We start from the raw sequence: 18343 nt of genomic DNA on the forward strand, positions 1-18343 counted from the left end.
ACGGTACTGGCCGGGTGCGCGGTTGCGCTGTCTGCGCACCGTGCGATCCAGCGGCACCAGGTCACCGCGACGGCGGACGGCGGGCCGGGCAGGCCGGCTCACCGGGAAAGAGCACGCTGATACCCAGGAGGGACTGGGCCCCACCTTCCTCGGTCCACCAGGACACCGGGGGCCGGAACTGGTCCACCCCCTCGGCGCCGATCATCCGGTCGCCGACCTCCGTGCAGTCGCCGCTCCCGACGGTCTCGGCGATCGACCGCGGACCCGGCCACGTGGCGGGTGGCTGTCGCACCGGGAAGTACGCGTCGTGGAACCGTTCGAGCCGGTAGCGGTCCGGAGACCAGGGCTCGGCCCCCGGGGCGTCGCGCAGGCTCTCGACGACCCGACGAATGGCGTCGCGGGCGGCATCCGGCGTGCTCGCGTACTGGTCGAAGTAGCGGTCCATCGCGTACACGGAGATGGCCACCTCGGGCGTCTCCTGGAACGGACGGACGAGAATGTAGGCCGAGGACACGTCGGTGACCGGCACGTCGCCGATCCTGGCCCCGGCCATCTCCCGCAGCCGGTCAGCGGCTTCCGCGACCTGGCAGGGACCGGCCCAGCCCAGCGTCACGTCAGGGAACGGCGACCAGATCCCGCCGCTGTTCGAGGCGCGCACGACCGTGCCGTCGGCATACGCGGCGATGGTCAGGTTCTGGGCCCGGGCCTCGCGGTCCCAGAACGAGGCCCCGGCGGCCCACGCGACCAGCGCCTCGGTGCCCGCGGCCGGGGGAACGAGTGGATCCGGTCGGGGGCCGTCGACACACGCCGCCGCCGTCGAGCCCACGGCCGGACGGACGACGCCGATGATCACCGCACCAAGAAGAGCCCCGGCGACCACCAGCGCCGTGACGGCCCCCCGCCGGGCCCTCGCCCAACCCCGGCGTTCCCGCCCGGTCACGTCCATACCGATCAGACGGCGATCGTCACCGATCCGGTTGCACCCGCGCTGCGGGTCAACGCCAGGGCGTGGATCGCGGCGGGCAGGCGAGCTCGCCCGGCATCAGCACGCTCAGGGCGACGACGGTCGACTTCTCCCCGTCCGTCCACTGCGCGACGAGTTCGCCGCCGGGTTGCGCGTGAATCAGTCGTTCCGCTGTGGCTCGCGGTAACTCGGCGCAGCCGTTCGGACCGCGCAGACCGATGATCGACGTGGTCAACGGCCAGCTCGTGACCTCGGGACCCACCATCCTGGTGAACCCGTCCGACCACTGGGCGCGGAACCGATCCGACGTCCAGGGCACCCGATCAGTGGCGGCCTGCAGGCCGCGCACCACCTCCTGCACGGTCGCCCGGGCGGACAGCGCATCCTCGTTCTCCGGCCAGACATCCGACTGATCGAAGGCGTAGACCTGGAGCACGGTCCGCCGGCCGGCGGTGTTCGGGTTCACCATCACCAGCGCGGTGGACGCGTCGGCGACGCCCGGAAGGCCGAAATCCACGCCGGTGAGGGCTGACAAGTGCTCGTCGGCGCTGGCCACGGCACACGGACCGACCCAGCCGAGCGTCAGCTCGACCTCTCCCCCGGGGAATCCGCCGATGCCGGAGGCGTTCAGCACCGTTCCGTCGCGGTACGCCGTCATCGACAGGTTCTGACCGAGCGCGCTCGGATTCCAGTAGGACGCCCCGACCGCGAATGCGACAACCGCCTCGGACGATGCGGTGGGCACCGGGAGCGGTCTCGGCGCCGGGCCGTCCTCGCAGGCCGCACCGCTGGCCAACTCCGACAGCGAATCAGTCGATCGACCCACGACCTTCAGCACCGCGGCCGCCGTCACGAGACCGACGACGACGGCCAGCACGGCGCCGACCATCGCCCGGCGGGCCCACCGGTGTCTCGTACTCCCGGCAACGCCGGTCATGCCGGGCATCCCAGCTGGCCGGGCATCAGCGGCGCGACGGCGACCAGCGTGGTGCGGTAGGGATCGGACCACCGCGACTGGGCCGGGGCGTTGCCCAGGCCCTCGAGGAGCGTGTCGACGTGATCGCCGGTCACCTCACCGCAGGCCGGGACCGTCGCGCTCCGGGTCATCACCTCGTCGAACGAGCCCAGCGGCCAGCCCAGCGTCGGTGGTGCGTAGCCGTAGGGCTCGCCGGCCGGACCCGGGGCCCCGCCGCGGACCGAGATGGTCGTGGTGGACATGTCCGTCGGGAGCGGGATGTCCACATCGGCCTCGGTGAGCTCCTGCAGACCGAACACGGCATCGCGGACCCGGCAGGGGTCCACCCGGTCGATGGTCGTCGGGCTCAGCGGCGCCGAGTTAAACCCGTCTCCGGCCGAACGCAGTACGGTGCCGTCGCGGTAGGCGGCCAGCTCCCAGGCTGCGGTCCAGTCCCGTGGTGGGCCGAAGGCCCCGCCGCTGTCGACCCACAGCACCAGGGTCTGCGCACTCGGCGGGCCGGGGTCCCGGATGTCGCAGGCCGCGGGCGACGAGGGTAGGTCCGTGCTGACGACCAACGGAGGGCCGGACCCTTCGATCCAGGCACAGCCACTCAGAGCCAAGGTGGCCACTGCCGCCGCGGGCGCCAGGGCCCTCCGCCGTTTCATAGCGCAGGGACGGAACGGCCACAGCGGACGGTTGCATCGCCGGTGACCGCACGATCAGTCGGTGCGGCCCTTCGCGGCGCGACCGGCGTACCGGGCGATCTCCCGGTCGGCGTCCCGCTTGGCCAGGTCCTGGCGCTTGTCGTAGACCTTCTTGCCGCGGCCCAGGGCCAGTTCGACTTTGACCTTGCCGTCGAGGAAGTACAGCGACAGCGGGACCAGCGCGGTCCCACTCTCCCGGAGCTTGGCGGTCAATCGCTCGATCTGCTCGCGGTGCAGGAGCAGCTTGCGGGACCGGCGCGGCGCGTGGTTCGTCCAGGTGCCTTCGGCGTACTCGTTGATGTGGACGTTGCGCAGCCACACCTCGTCGTCGGTGATCGTCGCGTACCCGTCGACCAGGGACGCCTTGCCGGCGCGGCAGGACTTCACCTCGGTGCCGGTCAACGCGATTCCGGCCTCGAACACGTCCAGGATCGTGTAGTCGTGCCGGGCCTTGCGGTTGGAAGCGATGAGCTTCCGACCGGTGGGACGGTTGCTGGAGGCGTTCTTGCCGGGCCCGCGGGCCGGCGACTTGGTGGACGTGTTGGTAGCCATGGCCTGTCCAGGGTAGACGGCGGGGGCGACCGAATATCTTCGATCGCCCCCGACGGTGGCGCGGTCCGCTCGTCGCTGGACTACAGCCGGACGTAGAGCCGGAGCGTCACGTAGGCGGAGATCGCGGCCAACCCGGCTCCGACGCCGAGCAGGATCGGTGAGACCCAGACCAGGGTCGCCGTGTCGATCTCCGGCAGGATGCCGGCCCGGATGACCGGACCGAGCGCCTTGTCGACGAACAGGAACTTGGCGGCGATCAGTCCACCGATGGCCAGCACGGCGCCGACCACTCCGGCAAGCACCGCCTCGATCATGAACGGCAGCTGCGTCCGCCACCGTGAGGCTCCGACCAGCCGCATGATCGACGTCTCGGTGCGCCGGGTGAACGCGGCGATCTGCACCATGTTCGAGATCAGCAGCAGCGCGGCCAGCGCCTGGATGAGGGCGATGACCAGGGTCGCGTTGCGGACGCCGTTGAGCAGGCTGAACAGCCGGTCCAGGAAGGCACTCTGGTCGGCCACGTTCTCGACGCCCGGCAGGCCGGTGAACTGCTGCGAGATGACCCGGTACTGCTGCGGGTCGAACAGCTTGACGTGGAAGGACGCCGAGAGCGCTTCCTTGGTGCCGATCTCCAGCAGCTCCGGCTGACCGGCGAACTGCTGCTTGTACCGCTCGAAGGCCGCGTCCTGGCTCTCGAACGTGAACGACTCGACGTCACTGTTGTTCTGCAGCGCGGTGTTGATGGCCTGGCAGGTCGCGTCGCGGCAGTCCGGGTCCTGGGCCGAGAGGTCCGGCGTCAGGTAGACGGTGACCTCGACGCGGTCGCCGTAGATGTCACGCATCTGGTCGGTCAGCTTGGCCACGATGAGCCCGCCACCGAGCAGACCGAGCGAGATCGCGGTGGTGAGGATCATCGCGATGGTCATCGTGATGTTGCGGCGGAAGCCGCTCCAGACCTCGCTCAGCAGGAACGTCGCCCGCATCAGCGCCCCACCCCGTAGACGCCCTTGGCCTCGTCCCGGACGATCTTGCCCAACTGCAGCTCGATCACCCGGCGCCGCATGGAGTCGACGATGGTGTTGTCGTGGGTGGCCATGACCACGGTGGTTCCCGTCCGGTTGATGCGCTCCAGCAGGAGCATGATGTCGGCGCTCGTCTCGGGGTCGAGGTTGCCGGTGGGCTCGTCGGCCAGCAGCAGCAGCGGCCGGTTGACGAACGCCCGGGCGATCGCGACGCGCTGCTGCTCACCGCCGGAGAGCTCGTGGGGCAGGCGGTTGGCCTTGCCCTCGAGCCCGACCATCTCCAGCACCTCGGGCACGGTCTCGCGGATGCGGGCCCGGGGCTGGCCGATGACCTCCAGCGCGAAGCCGACGTTCTGCTCGACGGTCTTGTTCTTCAGCAGCCGGAAGTCCTGGAAGACACAGCCGATCTTCCGCCGGTGGGCGGCGATCTTGGACCGGCGCATGGCGACCAGGTCGTTGCCCTCCACGGAGAGCTCGCCGGACGTGGGTACCTCCTCCCGGATCAACAGCCGCAGCAAGGTCGACTTGCCACTGCCGGACGGACCGATGAGGAAGACGAACTCACCCTTGTCGACGTCCATGGAGACGTCGTCCAGGGCAGGCCTGGTCGACGTCTTGTAACTCTTGGTGACGTGTGACGAATGGATCACAACGGCGGAGTCTAGGGGGCAAGGCTCCCTGATGGGTTCCTGAGCGCCGCGAAGGTGGCTTCGATCTGTCGATCCGCGGGGCGCCGGGTGGCCGCCGGCTCACCGGATCGGGTCCTGTCGACGCGCGGCTCACCCGTTCAGCGCCGCGATGACCCCCGGGTGGAGCAGCCCGTTCGTGGCCACCAGTGACGTCGATTCTGGACCGGTCGGGTGACCTGCCAGATCGGTCACGATCCCCCCGGCTTCGGCCACGATCGCGACCAGCGCGGCGATGTCCCAGAGGTTCAGCTCGGGTTCGGCGGCGATGTCCACGGCCCCCTCGGCGACCAGGAGGTACGAGTAGAAATCGCCGTAGCCGCGGACCCGCCAGCAGGAGTCGGCGAGCGCATCGAAAGCGGCCCGTCGTCCGGCCGCGCTCCACTCGGTCGGCTCGGAGAACGACAGCGAGGCGTCGGCCGTCGCGCCGACGGCGGAAACCCGGCAGGGCCGCGGGGCAGGGTCGGCTCCGGGTCCGGTGAACCTGGTCCAGGCGCCCCCGCCGGCCGACGCCCACCACCGTCGGGCCAGGGCCGGGGCACTGACGACGCCGACCCGGAAGGCGGTTCCGCCGGGCGCAGTGGCGTCGTCCTCGAGCAGGCCGATCAGCGTCCCCCAGACCGGCACGCCGCGGACGAAATTCTTGGTGCCGTCGATGGGGTCGATGACCCACCGCCGCCCTGAGGTCGCAGCCGAGGACAGGCCGAACTCCTCGCCCAGGACGGTGTCGTCGGGACGCTCCGCCGCCAGGATCTCCCGCAGCGCCTGTTCGGTGGCCAGGTCGGCGTCGGTCACCGGCGTCAGGTCGGGCTTGCTGTCCACCCGCAGGTTCGCTGCCCCGAACCGCGGCAGGGTGACCGCATCGGCGGCGTCGGCCAATCTCAGGGCGAGCGCGAGATCGGCGTCGACGGACTGGTCCTTGGCGGGTGCGGGGCGATCGACCACGACCGGCACTGTAAGACGGCCGGAGCAGTCTCCGCGCACAGGGGCCGTACCCGTCAGCTTCCGGTGCGCTGCGCGTCGAGCTGGCGCTGGGCGTCGGCGAGCAGCCGGGTGATGTGGGCACCGAGCCGGACGTCGGCGACGGTGGGCCGGCCGTTGGTCGCGGCGGCCACCAGCTCACCGGCGGCGACGGCGAACACATTGGCGATGTCGCCTTCCGGTCGCGGTGGCATGCGATTGATGCCGTCCTCGCCCCACAGGGCGCACTCGAACGACGCGGCGGCGGGTGGGGCGAACTGGCTGAGCACCGCGGTGCTGGTCGCGCCCGAGTGGTGGTGCAGCACCAGCGTCACGAGGTCACCCTCGCCGGCGACCGCGGTCAGCGACTCCACCCGACCCAGCGCCGCCCCGAGGGTCGAGAGTGCGTGGGGCGCGGTGTCCCACAGGGCGCCCAGTTCCTGACGCCACGCGGACCCGCCGTAGGGGTTGCCGGGGGCCTGGAGTGAGCTGAGCCAGCGGAACCACGCGCCCTGCCATCCCGGGGTGGCCCGGACCTGCTCGAACCAGGCCCGCGAGGTGTCGACGAAGCGGTCGGTGAAGAACACCAGCGAGGCGGTGCCGGCAGAGGTGACCGCGGCCTCCAGCCGGTCGGCGTCGGCGGGGTCGAGGGCGATCGGCTTGTCGAGCAGCACGTGCTTCCCGGCCGCGGCCGCCCGGATCGCCAGCGGCGCCTGCACGTCCGGAGGCACAGCGAACGCGACGGCGTCGACCCGGTCGATGAGATCGTCGAGGTCCTCCGCGGCGGAGACCTCGAGGTCGGCGGCCAGCTCGGCCGCGCGCTCGGGATTGCGACCCCAGACCCCGACCAGCTCGGCCGTGGGGCAGGCCCGCAGCCCGGGACCGTGCGCCCGCTCGGCCCAGGGTCCGGTGCCCACCAGTGCGAATCGCATCGTCGCTTCCTCTCGCCGGGACTTCGATCATCCTCCGCGTCACTGCGCCACGCCTGCTGTGACGGCGAGGCCACGGGCGGTCACCTCCTGTGGACAGGTTCCCGCCTGATGCGCCATCCGGGTTACCGTCGGCCTCGCTCGCCACCCGGATCACCCATCCGCCCGGCCACCCTGGCCGCACTGATCAGCCCGACGGACCCATCGCACGAGGAGGCGCTCCATGGCCCCGACCGCCACCGACCACATCCACGACGAGGTCCGCGAACTCGTCCGCCGCCGCGGCATCGACCCCATCGTCGACCACCGATCCATCCGCCACCTCATCGACGAAGTCATCGGCCACTACGAGGAACGGGTCCCCGTCTCGGCCCTGCCCCCACTCATCGACCGCGACGCCGCCGTCCGCCACGTCTTCGACGCCCTCGCCGGATTCGGCCCCCTGCAGCGCCACTTCGACGACCCCACCGTCGAAGAGATCTGGATCAACCAACCCGGCCGCGTCTTCGTCGCCCGCCGCGGACGCTCCGAACTCACCACCATCGTCCTGACCTCCGACGAAGTCCGCGACCTCGTCGAACGCATGCTCAAACCCTCCGGACGACGCCTGGACCTCTCCAGCCCGTTCGTCGACGCGACTCTCTCATAGACGACAGGTTCACTCTCAGTGATTTCGGGCTCCAATTGCCGCTTCCCGAAGTGCTGCCCGCGTCGTTCGTAGAACTGTAATACATCTCCTGTTTGCGCTGATCACAGGGGGTTTCATGCCGTTTAGAATTACGCGAGAGAAGCGAGATTCTGCTTTCTTATTCCGAATTCGAGGCGGCATCTTGGAACCGATCATCGAGCCGGTCACGACCCTCGTTCCCGCGTCCGTAGGCCCAGCGATCGCGACTCCGTCTCGTGACACCGCGCGACGGGTGGACATCATCCGCAGGCGGATGGCGGACAGCTCCTTGCTCGCCTACGAAGCCGACTGGAACCACTTCACCGAGTGGTGCGCCGTCGCCGGCCACTCCCCAGTCCCGGCGAGCGAGGACGCGCTGCTCGACTACATCGACTTCTGCACTGGCCCGAATGCCCGCAGCACGGCGACCCGGTGCCCGCCGAAGTCCGCACCGCTGTCGCTCTCCTCGATCCGTCGGCGCCTCGCCGCGATCACGTTCGCCCACAACGCGGCGGGACTCCCCCTCCCCGCCTATCCCATCGTCAAGGACCGACTCGGTGTCGCGGAGCGGGAGATCGGGACGGCGAAGCGACAGGCCCGTCCAATCACCCAGGTGCAGCTGATCCAGGTTCTCAGTCTCCAACCGGACTCCCCCGCCGGCCGTCGGAATCGCGCGCTCCTGCTCCTCGGGTTCACCACCGGCCTCCGCCGAGCCGAACTCGTCGCCCTGGACCGCGGCCACGTGTCGTTCCTCGACGAGGGCGTCTCGGTCTTCGTTCCGAAGAGCAAGACCGATCAGGGCCGCAACGGTAGAACCGTGTCGGTCCCCTACAGCCCCAACGCCGCCACATGTACGGGGACTGCGCTCCGCCGATGGTTCGCCGTCCTCGGTGACAGCGACGGTGCAGTGTTTCGACGGGTGCTCAAGGGCGGCACCGTGTCAGCGCAGCGGCTCGCCCCCGACGCGGTGTCCCTCCTGGTGAAGACCTCGATGTCGCAGCTCGGCGAGGACCCGACGGAGTACTCCGCACACTCCCTCCGCGCCGGTCTCGCCACCGCACTCGCCCGAGAAGGGGTCCCGTTGCCCCAGATCATGGGCCAGACCGGGCACGCCGACGTGCACACCGCGATCGGCTACGTCAGGCTAGGTACGGCGTTCCGGGACAACCCCGTCGCCAAGCTCGGCGGCCTGTACCCGTCGTAGGCATGAGATCCGGGGGGATCGATCATGGACGAAGAACAGCAGTTCCCGGCACCTCTCGTTCATCCGCTCGGATGGCCGGCTCCTGGCACCTCGACCACCGTCTACCGGGGGCCGCTCCTCGGCGTCATGCCTGATGGTGCAGAGGTCACGTTCCCTGGCGAACTTGCACTCACGTGGGAGCTCAAGCCGCTCGCCACATGGAGTCCCGCGGATCCCAACCTCGACGCCAGGCTTATCGACGACGTTCCCGGGCCAGCCGGAGGCACCGAGTTCTTGACTGCCAACTCGCCGATGCCACTCGATCACCCTGGTGAAAGTCGAGTCCGCAACCTCCGCGCTCACACGCAGCTCGGCGACGGAGCCGATCTTGACCGCGTGGTCTTCTTCCTCGGTACCGGGTTGCAGAGCGCACGGTGGGATCGGATTCAGTCCCCCGACGACCCTCACCCGGTGCGCGGCAGACTAACCATTCCCTTTGCCGAGTGGATCATCACGATCGACCAGAGCAGCGACGAAGCGATGTTCAAGCGACTGAGACGCCAGAACGGAGGATGGGCGTTCACCCACCTCTGCGAGATCGTCCGCGCCGACGGAGCCAATTTCGACGCGTCAGTCGCGCTACCCATCGTGCAGGGGATCGCGACTGCCTTCACCTTCACCGTCGGACGAGAGATCAACGCCGCTCTCACCACCGGGACCTATAAGGGTGAGATCCGGTGGGCCTACTTCGGCAAGCCGGGCTTCACCGGGTGGAGCACGCCGTGGTCGTGGTCCGACACCCAGCGCGACGCCGAGCAGCTCCGGGAGCTACTCCCCCTCTGGCTCGCCAAGTGGCGAGACCCGGACCACCGACACACCCTCAGTTTGGCGGCGGGGTACCACTTCGTAGCGAATCGGACCGAGCCAGTCGATTCCGGGCTAGCTACCGCGATCTCAGCCCTCCTGTTGCTAGCTGAGCACACCGATCCCGGTCAGTTCGCCGCCGACCCATCGGTATCCCAACAGGTGCGCAGCTTTCTCAGTCGGTGCAGCATCGACGTACAGCCGAGGCCGAACTACCCCGAACTTGAAAAGGCCGGAATCGACTACTTCGCCGCCGAGCTCGCGAAGCCGCGCAGCGGCAAGAAACCCTGGTTGAAGGTGCCCCCCGACTCCGTCGACAGCGTCGTGTACGCCCGGAACGTCGTCGTCCATCCAAAGGCCCGCGAGCGGTCTACCGTTGCCAACCGAGTCTGGCACCAGGCGTGGGCCCTCTCCACCGAGTGGCTCACCCTGGGAATCCTCCACTGGCTTGGCTACACCGGCACCTACGCGTCTCGCACCCTTGCGGGAGTCCGATGGCACGGCGCCGTCGAGCAGGTCCCTTGGGCACCGTAGGCAAGGTCCACAATCGGGGAGTCAGCGAGCGTTCTGATTCAACCGGTCGCGGAAGATCCTGCCTAGATCGAGTTGAGCCTCTGACAGCTCGACGCGGATAGACCCCTTGGCGACACCGCTGTGACTAGATGCGGTCACCTCCCACTCGATCTCCCCGCCCTCAGTATCGGGTTCGGCGATCAGAACCAGAGGTCTCTCAAAGACCTCTTTACCGTGAGCGTGTATGAGCGTGATATCCGCAGTGACCACCTGACGTCCATCACTGTCTTCGTACACGCTTGCACCAGCCGGGTAGTACGCCTGCGGTGTCCAGTCCATGACGTTCGCAAGGTCCAAACCAACCGGCCTCCCGAACTTTGGATCGCGCGGCACCGAGGTGGTTGAGCGCAGCACGACGGGGGTTATTCCCACGGGCAGACGGATTGTGGCACGAACATCCCTCATTGCTTGCCCAGAGGTATTTCGCACCCAGATGGGGAATTTGTCGCCGAGTTGATCTCGTACCTCGTCTTCGGCCGCCGCGACCAACGACTCACCGAGCTCTTCGAGATAGCGCCGAATCAGAACCCATGGAAACTCCGACTCTCTCGGAGCCGTCCAGCCAAGAACAACGGCCGGCCGGTTCTTCTCTTCAGCCTCATTCCCAAGGGCCGTCAGCCGTGCTTGCTCGCTCTCCAGCACGCGAGCGACAGCTTGAGGCGATCGATCAAACGGGTAGGCGACCAGGCTGCCTGTCGCGATCAACTCAGCGGGGACCACGGGATCCACTGCTCCCGCCAGCAGTCTCGCTTCCAGCATCCGAATCTGCTCGGTGTTCGCGTGACCGACAGACGTCTGCTGCCGCACGTAGATGGCACCCTCCTGCGCCGCTGGAGAGATACCGGTTGCCGACTTCCGCAACGTGTGAATTCGATCCCCATCCCGAGGTCTCTCCACCACGAAGACGGATACGTTCACCGTCCCCACCGGCACGTGCTCAACCCGCCAGTCTGGGCCACCGTCCCCCAGATACTGTCCCAAGGAGTTTCTTAGGGTTGCGGAGTCGATCGCCTCCACTCCAGGGGTCTCACCGCTACTGGCACCGACCACGATGTACCCGGTACCTTCAAATTCCTCGGCCGCTCTCGATACCGATCGGTTAGCCATGCCAAGGATCTCCTTGGAGAGCGCAAACTGCCCCTCCTTCTGCTGCAGATCCAGTCGACTCTTCCACTCGACCGAGTAGGTCTCGTCCTCCGGTCCGGCGAAGACCACGGCGGCCACCAGCTTGTCCAGATCGCTGCCCCGAATCGCCCGGTCTCGCGGGATTCCCAGTACCACGTCTGCCCCCTCCGTCGCCCGCCACGACTCCTCGGCGTCGACCTCGAGTCAGACACCGAGGTTCATTCAACCCTGAGCCCCCGACAGCGAATCAGCAGAACGGATGCGTTACGCGTCTTTGGCGGCGGCTCCCTTCGGAAGCTCACTCGCTCGGTGGTGCCAGCAGCGGTCGCCGACTCCCGCGGCGGGAGTTCCGCAGCCCGGATAGGTACACCTCGGCTTGCACGCATCCGAGCAGTAGCGGTCGCTTGCCCGCGCCCTCCGTCCGAGCTCGACGGTGTCTCCGCATGTCCTGCATGTCCCCGCGATCATGCCAGCATCGTCGTACGCACGTTCGGGCTCGTCAACTCGGCGGATCTGTCGTACAGTCGAACCAACTAGAGGGGGGCACATGGTCAAGGTCGGTGACTTCGACGTCGAGTTCAGCAAGTGCAAGGTGTGCGGGGAGCCACAGGATCAGCTGCGTCAGTACCGGAGACCGGGAACCCTCCAGAATCAGACCCCGCGTCCGGTGCCCTACTACACCTGCGCGAAGGGACACCGCTCGTCACCGTACGACTGAGCCGGTATTGTCCGTTTCATGTTCGGCAGCCTGCGACGCGGCCAATGGGTTCAGGTCCTCGCTGACGCCCACTCAGGCCCGAATGGCGTCCGCGCCGGTGCCCTGGGTCAAGTGGAGAACAGACTGCAGTCGTCCGGACCACCGGCCTATAGCGTCCGCTTCACTCACGGCGTCACATTCACCGTCGTCAACCTTCTCGGCAGCAACCTACGCAAGATCCCGTCACCACCTGTGCGCCGCGCCCCCGTCCGTCCAAAGCGGCCACAGCGGTAATCACGTAACGACACCCCTTCGGCGACCGATCATGAATCTCCGCGGGTTTCGTTCAACAGCTCCTCCGCGGTCATGCCGGTGGTGTTCTCACCCAAGAGGCCGGCCAGCGGATCGGGGTCGTCCGGGCCCCACGGATCGCCGAGCTTGATCACCCCTTCCCTCACCATCCGGTCCCACGCGCTCTCCCCCGCGACGCCGTCGTCTTGCTCGTCCCCGCTCACCGTCCCCACCGCCCATCTCCTCGCCGCACGGTTCCCTCGTTGAGAGGTGCCGTCGTCACTCCGCCAACCCGATGCCTCGCCGACAACCTCTCGTCGATGGAACCGTGCGGCACCCGCCCGAAATCAGGTCCCGCACTTCGCGCCGCCCCTTCTACGCTCGCCCGATGACCGAGATCCCGTGGAACCCGCAGGTCGTGTGCAAGCACCGGCAGTACCACCCCGTCCAGGACGGTAAGCCCGTCGCTCCCCACGCCTGCTGCGTCGACCAGTGCTGCGTCGAGTTGGCGAAGGAACATCACCGCAACTCCACCGTCCCTCGCCCCACCGACTGAACACCCGGCGACCACCTCCGGCGCGTCGTCGATCCTCAGCCCGACAAGCATTTCCGGTTCACCCGAAACCGCGGAGCTACTCTCTCGTCGACTATCGAACGAGGCGGGAGACCAGTCCACGGTGACCACGCGCAGCCCTCGAACTCCCATTCATGCCCAGCCGACGGATGCCGTCGACGGGTCCATCCCCGGGACACCCACGCCCCGTTCTGCGACATTCATTCCCGCCTCAGTCCGCGGTGGGCATCCGTCGCCGCGGATGAGCACCGACGCGCCGCCGCAGCCGGCCAGATGACCACCCCTTCCGCGGTGCGCTCCGCCGTGGACCGCGCCGAGAACGCCTACCTCGAGGCGACCCCGATCAGCGCCGATCTCATCCGCCCGCTCCTGTCAGCGGTTCACGCGATCACCGCCGGAGAAGACATCTCCATCCCCACGGTGGCGCTCCGCGGGATCGCCCACTGCGCCGAGAACCTCGCCGCCGGCCTCATCCGCGCGGGCGTGCCGAGCACTCGCGTGGAGTTGGTTCACCTTCACGGTCTCCGCCGTCGGATCGGCGCCAGGTGGGAACACGATCCGCAGCTCACCCACACCGTCGTCCTGCTGGACCGACACACCGACACCGAGGTGATCGTGGATCTGTCCATCGCCGCGTTCGCTCCCGTTCCGCACCGCGACGTGTCGGTACGCGACCAGCTCGGCGGCGACCCAGGCCCGTTCGGCGACAGCCCCTACGTCGCCGATGTGGACGGGTACATGAGCGGTGACCGTGTCGCGTGGGACTTCTGCTCCGACACCCTCGAATAGGTTCGCTCGCAACGGGTCTCGAACTCCTCAGGCACCGTCCGCGACGCTGAGATCGTCTCAGGCGACCGCAGCGACTCCCTTTCGACGATCGACTCGTCGAGACACCGACAACGCGTCAGATCGCGAATCAGCGCTCCGCAGAAAATCCACACCGTCGCGGTCTCGATCCCACTCACCGATCCCGCTCCGGAACAGATCGCACGGTCCAGACTCCCTTGCCGGCTACCGCCCCCACGATTCCCGCGCGGTCCATCCCGATCACCGAATCTCCACCGCCCCGCGTTCCGTCGCTCCTCGAACTCCTCGACCGTCGAACGCCGCTCACCGCGATCGCGCCGCCCGAGTTCTCGCCGACCGTCGTCAACGCCCGAGCCGCGCCTCAGAACCAACAGCAACCGCGAAGCGCGCGAGCGCAGCGAGCGAGGCGTCGCCAGGTCGACCGATACAGAGGAGGGGCCTGATGAACCTGAGGTTCGCGGTCGACGAGTCCTCGTGGAGTCGCCGGGGAGAGCGATCGCGACAGCGAGCGGTCTGGAGGCGACGGGAACGAGGACGAGGAGAATCGGGAGGAGATGCCCGTAGCTCTGATCCTCCATCGCGGGGGTCTCGGGGGCGGCAGCCCCTGAGGGGACTCCATCATGGGGACCGAGATGATGACCGATCCGAGTGGCTTCTCAATCACCGGTCATACAGCAGAGACTGACATAACAGACAACAACAGGAACAGCAGTATGAAGGACAAAATAATTATCGGAGGAAGAAGATCTAAAGGTGAGGGTCGAGACTACCTACGCAAATGGGCCCCTGAACTTAAGTTGGAGCTCTATAGGTCGAGGGTCTACGACTCGTGATCTCTCGATCGGCGAAACCGGCACAAACGAGGTAACCAAAGGATCTGACCTCCCGGTTCTACGGTCACAAACGAACAACGACATGCCGGTCGGTGAAGGGAATGATCCTTGTCGCGCCGCTCCCCGCTTACAGATGCGGACGCTTTCGATCATTCCTTGAACTCGTTGCCAACGGACACGCAGCCTACTTGAGCCAGCCGGCATTCCCCGCTAACCCCCAGGACTACAACGCCGGACGTGCTAGCGGAGGCTCGGCATTATTAGATCGCTGACTCGACGAGGTCACCATCTGGTCGATGCGTTCGATCACAGATGGTTTCACCTTGCCGAGCACCACCGCCTGCACCAGCACCGAGTTGGAACGCCGACTCTTGGTGAACCCCTTCGCCACCAGCGCGAAGACAACTCCCATACTGACGAGGCCGTATAACACGCCCACATCTTGTGGGACCGCCGGCGTGTAGACGATGAACGCGACGACGATGGACAAGCAAGCCAGCGCGGGGGCGACGCTGAGTCTAAACTCTGCCTCCGCTCTCAGTCTGTCGTACTCGTCATACAGGTCCTTGTCGGCAACCTGCAGACGCACCGCGATGGTTTCGGTGTTCGCGAACAGATCCCCAATGATGAGATCGCGGACAAGATCTCCGTATGTGTCGAGATGAGCTTCGCCCGGTTGCATCGACTGGATATCCCGCAGGGCGTTCTCACGCTCCTGAGTGAGCTGTCGCAGAGTCTTGCGCTGCATCACCTTTTCGACATACCACCTGTATGAGCGCCGGTACCACCGTCTCCGATGCAGCCACCGAGTGACTAGCGACCCTTTCATGGTTGGATTCCGTTGAGAGCGGAGGCGCTTCAGCACATGGTCGACCGGCACGCGGACATCAGCGAGACGCCGTTGTAGATCGGCGACGTAGTCCTTGGTGTCAGACCAATCGTCGAGACCGATGACCCGGATGTCCGCCCATCGACTGAGGCCGGTGAACTTCACCTTGTACCGCGTCGAGACCATCAACAAGCTACCCACCACGTAGGCGATGAAGGACAACGCCGCCACCAGTGAGCCGGTGCCCAGGAGGCCATCCAGCTTCAGGATCGCCCCCACGACGCCGGTGGCTTGATCCGCCGACGGGATCTTGTCCCAGATCAACAGCCACAGCACGACCAGGTAGATGTATCCGGTGGCGAGCGGGGTACGAAGCTCGCGGAGCCCGGGAAGAATGCTTGCCAACATCAGCCGCACCCTCCGGCAATGACCGCCGCTGCTCCTGGTCGTTCTCCTACAGCCATCCTGGCCAACCCGATCACACCCCAGCGCATCCACCGATCATGTCACCGGCTCCCCCGCTACTGCCGACCGAGAGGACACCGCGTGGAGGCGGCGGCAGCCAAGTCGAGTAGGCCGCGGTTGGTCGCCACTCGCCGGGGGGACTCGAAGCCAGACACGAACCGTCTCGATGGGGTCGGTCACTACCGTTTTCGGCATGTCCTCCCCCACGCCGCCGGCCAGCCCAAGGTTCCTCACCCTCACCCAGGCAGCGGAGGAACTCAACGTAACGATGAGCCAGATCTACGCGCTCGTCCGCTCCGGGGACCTCGTCGGCATCCAGATCGGCGGCCGTAACCAGTGGCGCGTCGAGCGGTCCAAGCTCGAGGAGTACATCGACCGCGCGTATCAGCGGACCGCCGAGAACCTCAAGGACCTCCCGGCGGCCCTACCCGGCGACACCGCGTAGGGCCGAGTCGCCTTCGTTCCGACACCAGCAGCAGTTCACCCTATTCGCTTGACTCCTCGCCCGGCAGTCCTGACGGGCGACCCTGCATTCTAGCGAAGTCCCTGATCAGCGTATCGATGTGCGAACCCGACACTTGAATCTCGCGATCCCTCCTCTTGGGAACCTCCCTCCCCGCAAACGGTTGATCGTCTGGGTGATGGAACGCCTCTCGACGGGCGTTGCGCAGCGTGTAGTCGTTGATCAGTCGAGCCCGCGCTGAATTACCGGCGAGCCGTTGGTCCTCTCCCTCCCCTCCGACCTTGCCCAGTACCAGGCAGGCCCGACGCCCCACAGGCACGATCAGTTCGCGCGCCATTCCGAATCCTGCATTTGAGTAAAAACCCGTGGTCTCATCCGACACACAGATGACGGGAGAGTCTGACGTTCCCAGCACCTTGCGCTCCCAAAGAATCAGGGCCCAGGGTCCGCGACCCATCACCAGGTTCGTCGTCCCTTCGAGGCCGTCGAGGAGGTAGCGCAGGTGCGCGTGTCGATCCACAGCGAAGGTGTCCGCGGTAACCAAGGCGTTCGCCCTCAGCTCTTCAACTTGAGCGTCGGAGGCGTCGTCGGACAGACCCAACATCTCGCGAACTTGGTCGGTCGACATCACCCCCAACTCCAACTTCCCGATGGAGCGGGTGATCTCCTCGATTCCTGACCGGGTCGACTGCGAGCGGAGGTACTGCAGAGCGACGAAGGTTGCCAACCAGAACCGGTCTTCGTCGCTCGGAGGCCACGCGCCCTGGTCCACCACCCTGGTCAGCGCGGGAGCGATGTCTGCCTCGATCCCCGCGAGTGCGTCCTCTAACGCGTCGGGCCGCAGCTCGGGGTGCTCCAAGCGGTAGAAGTCCGTCTGAACGGTGGCGTCCTTCGTCGGGATCGTTCTCACTTCACCGCCCCCGAGCGGAACGCGGGTAATCATCCTCTTCTCGTCCGCGAACCTCCGGAGGTAGAAGTTCGGTACGACGTGGTGCCGCCGCTTGACGGGGCCTTCCCCGTCAGTCGACATCGTCGTCGCCTCTCTCCTCTGCGGCCTTGAGGAAGGCATACACGGCCATCCCCGCGACCGCGACGGTGGTCCCCAGGTCCGCGACGAAGTCCCCCGGCAAACGGTTCGTGGTGCCGGCCACCATCGTCGGCCAGGCGAAGGCGTGCGATACCCCGGAGTAGGTGTTGAAGATCCAAACGAGATGCTCTGACCGGGTAGTTGCGTGCTCCTCTTCCTCGCCGCCTGCTGCACGCATCATGTCCCCGACGACATCGGCCGCCAACTCGACCATCTCGATCTCGGTAAAAGCTCTTTTCCCCTCCGCCTGTAGCTCCGCGTGACGCCTCTCGTGAAGCTCTATCACCTGACGCGGGGGCACCAGCGCGCGCAGTCTCTTGAACTCGGCGGCCCGCCGGTACAGATGGCCCAAGCTTCGGGACTCCTGCATCATCACCCGGAGGGTGTTCTCCCGAGCTTGCTCGACGTCATCCGGTCCGACGAGCACCAGCAGCCGACATGACGCCAGGAGCGCCGTCCGACACAGGATGGCCAGAGACTCCGGGCTCGTGGGCACGCCCGAGGTGATCAGTGTGGAAACGGTGTCCAGCGCCCCCCGCAATCCCGACACCGCGCACGCCATCGTTCGGCGGACGTCGACGTGGGGCTCGGGCAGGTCGGCGATCAGCCGGCCGATCTTGCTACCCGGCCGGTGCCAAATCTCGGGATCCGCCGCCACGTCATCGATCTGCTGACCGAGTTGCCGGATCTCCTCCAGCACAACGAACAACCGCTCCCGCGCTCCGGGCTCATCCAGTCCTAGATCCATCACCATCATCGGACCGTACCTAGCCAGCCGAAGACTGATGCCCGATTTGCCGGGTTACACCTCTTCGGGCGGATCACCGTCAACCGGGTTGACACGACCGGCGACTCCCGGATGGGATACGCGACGAGCCCACGGGTCGTGCGGGCCCGTCTCGGGCGTCTCAGATCCCCGTTGAGCGCCGCACTTCGATCTAGCGTCTCGTAACGTCGACGATCGAGACTTATTCGCTCACAGACGCTCTCAGCTCGACCGCGATCCCCAGTTCGCCAGGCAACCGCGAGACATGAGCCAGAGGTACCCGATGAACCCAGATCCAGTCTTCGCCGACACCCTGTCCGTGTCGTTCCGGTCCGCCGGGGACT

At 66.9% G+C, this 18343-nt stretch carries 18 protein-coding genes and 1 pseudogene; 6 read left to right on the forward strand and 13 right to left on the reverse strand.

Going from position 1 to position 18343, the window contains the following annotated elements:
- Nucleotides 1-61: 61 nt before the first annotated feature.
- The 8 genes from FDO65_RS06810 to FDO65_RS06845 form a co-directional block, all read right to left on the reverse strand.
- On the reverse strand, nt 62-946 hold the full coding sequence (locus FDO65_RS06810) for a hypothetical protein (protein WP_137448612.1): 885 nt from the start codon (nt 944-946) through the stop codon (nt 62-64).
- Between the two features lie 49 nt (nt 947-995).
- Entirely contained in the window at nt 996-1901 is a 906-nt protein-coding gene (locus tag FDO65_RS06815) for a hypothetical protein (RefSeq protein WP_137448613.1), read from the reverse strand.
- Nucleotides 1898-2497 carry a hypothetical protein gene (locus FDO65_RS06820; RefSeq protein ID WP_137448614.1) on the reverse strand — a complete coding sequence of 200 codons (600 nt, stop codon included), beginning with the start codon at nt 2495-2497 and terminating at the stop codon, nt 1898-1900. Before FDO65_RS06820 ends, FDO65_RS06815 begins: the two co-directional genes overlap by 4 nt.
- 144 nt (nt 2498-2641) lie before the next feature.
- Complete coding sequence (smpB, locus tag FDO65_RS06825) at nt 2642-3178, reverse strand: SsrA-binding protein SmpB (protein WP_137448615.1); 537 nt, start codon at nt 3176-3178, stop codon at nt 2642-2644.
- An 80-nt stretch (nt 3179-3258) separates the two neighbouring features.
- Complete coding sequence (ftsX, locus tag FDO65_RS06830) at nt 3259-4161, reverse strand: permease-like cell division protein FtsX (RefSeq protein ID WP_137448616.1); 903 nt, start codon at nt 4159-4161, stop codon at nt 3259-3261.
- Nucleotides 4161-4850 (reverse strand): cell division ATP-binding protein FtsE, encoded by a 690-nt coding sequence (gene ftsE, locus FDO65_RS06835; RefSeq protein WP_137448617.1) that lies wholly within the window; start codon nt 4848-4850, stop codon nt 4161-4163. Before ftsE ends, ftsX begins: the two co-directional genes overlap by 1 nt.
- A gap of 129 nt (nt 4851-4979) precedes the next feature.
- Nucleotides 4980-5831 (reverse strand): histidinol-phosphatase, encoded by an 852-nt coding sequence (gene hisN, locus FDO65_RS06840; RefSeq protein ID WP_137448618.1) that lies wholly within the window; start codon nt 5829-5831, stop codon nt 4980-4982.
- Nucleotides 5832-5884: 53 nt separating this feature from the next.
- The gene (locus tag FDO65_RS06845; RefSeq protein WP_137448619.1) at nt 5885-6778 is read right to left on the reverse strand and encodes a Gfo/Idh/MocA family protein; all 894 of its coding nucleotides are present in this window, start codon (nt 6776-6778) and stop codon (nt 5885-5887) included.
- A gap of 220 nt (nt 6779-6998) precedes the next feature.
- On the opposite strand from FDO65_RS06845, the pseudogene FDO65_RS06850 reads away from it, so the two are divergent.
- From FDO65_RS06850 to FDO65_RS06860, 3 genes and pseudogenes are all read left to right on the forward strand, one after another.
- Nucleotides 6999-7418, forward strand: a pseudogene (locus FDO65_RS06850) (CpaF family protein); the annotation flags it as partial.
- A 298-nt stretch (nt 7419-7716) separates the two neighbouring features.
- The gene (locus FDO65_RS06855; RefSeq protein ID WP_166442062.1) at nt 7717-8646 is read left to right on the forward strand and encodes a site-specific integrase; all 930 of its coding nucleotides are present in this window, start codon (nt 7717-7719) and stop codon (nt 8644-8646) included.
- 24 nt (nt 8647-8670) lie between these two features.
- Nucleotides 8671-10023 carry a YopA family protein gene (locus FDO65_RS06860; RefSeq protein ID WP_137448621.1) on the forward strand — a complete coding sequence of 451 codons (1353 nt, stop codon included), beginning with the start codon at nt 8671-8673 and terminating at the stop codon, nt 10021-10023.
- 21 nt (nt 10024-10044) lie between these two features.
- Here the strand turns inward: FDO65_RS06860 and FDO65_RS06865 are convergent, their stop codons facing one another.
- A complete protein-coding gene (locus tag FDO65_RS06865; RefSeq protein ID WP_137448622.1) occupies nt 10045-11343 on the reverse strand; it encodes a hypothetical protein in 1299 nt (432 codons plus the stop codon).
- A gap of 864 nt (nt 11344-12207) precedes the next feature.
- Nucleotides 12208-12399 (reverse strand): hypothetical protein, encoded by a 192-nt coding sequence (locus FDO65_RS06870; protein WP_137448623.1) that lies wholly within the window; start codon nt 12397-12399, stop codon nt 12208-12210.
- Between the two features lie 164 nt (nt 12400-12563).
- Between FDO65_RS06870 and FDO65_RS22060 the strand changes: the two genes are divergently transcribed.
- Entirely contained in the window at nt 12564-12731 is a 168-nt protein-coding gene (locus FDO65_RS22060; RefSeq protein ID WP_166442063.1) for a hypothetical protein, read from the forward strand.
- Between the two features lie 291 nt (nt 12732-13022).
- The gene (locus FDO65_RS22065) at nt 13023-13538 is read left to right on the forward strand and encodes a hypothetical protein (protein ID WP_166442064.1); all 516 of its coding nucleotides are present in this window, start codon (nt 13023-13025) and stop codon (nt 13536-13538) included.
- 1074 nt (nt 13539-14612) lie between these two features.
- Here FDO65_RS22065 and FDO65_RS06880 read toward each other — a convergent pair.
- Nucleotides 14613-15626 (reverse strand): hypothetical protein, encoded by a 1014-nt coding sequence (locus FDO65_RS06880; RefSeq protein WP_137448625.1) that lies wholly within the window; start codon nt 15624-15626, stop codon nt 14613-14615.
- A 250-nt stretch (nt 15627-15876) separates the two neighbouring features.
- Between FDO65_RS06880 and FDO65_RS06885 the strand changes: the two genes are divergently transcribed.
- Complete coding sequence (locus tag FDO65_RS06885; protein ID WP_137448626.1) at nt 15877-16128, forward strand: helix-turn-helix domain-containing protein; 252 nt, start codon at nt 15877-15879, stop codon at nt 16126-16128.
- A 40-nt stretch (nt 16129-16168) separates the two neighbouring features.
- Here the strand turns inward: FDO65_RS06885 and FDO65_RS06890 are convergent, their stop codons facing one another.
- Nucleotides 16169-17176: a DUF4238 domain-containing protein gene (locus FDO65_RS06890; RefSeq protein ID WP_166442065.1), complete on the reverse strand. Its 1008-nt coding sequence runs from the start codon at nt 17174-17176 to the stop codon at nt 16169-16171.
- Nucleotides 17166-17981, reverse strand: coding sequence for a hypothetical protein (locus tag FDO65_RS06895; protein WP_205849825.1), 816 nt, complete (start codon nt 17979-17981; stop codon nt 17166-17168). Before FDO65_RS06895 ends, FDO65_RS06890 begins: the two co-directional genes overlap by 11 nt.
- Between the last annotated feature and the right edge of the window lie 362 nt (nt 17982-18343).

Source organism: Nakamurella flava (genome assembly GCF_005298075.1).
Lineage (GTDB): Bacteria > Actinomycetota > Actinomycetes > Mycobacteriales > Nakamurellaceae > Nakamurella > Nakamurella flava.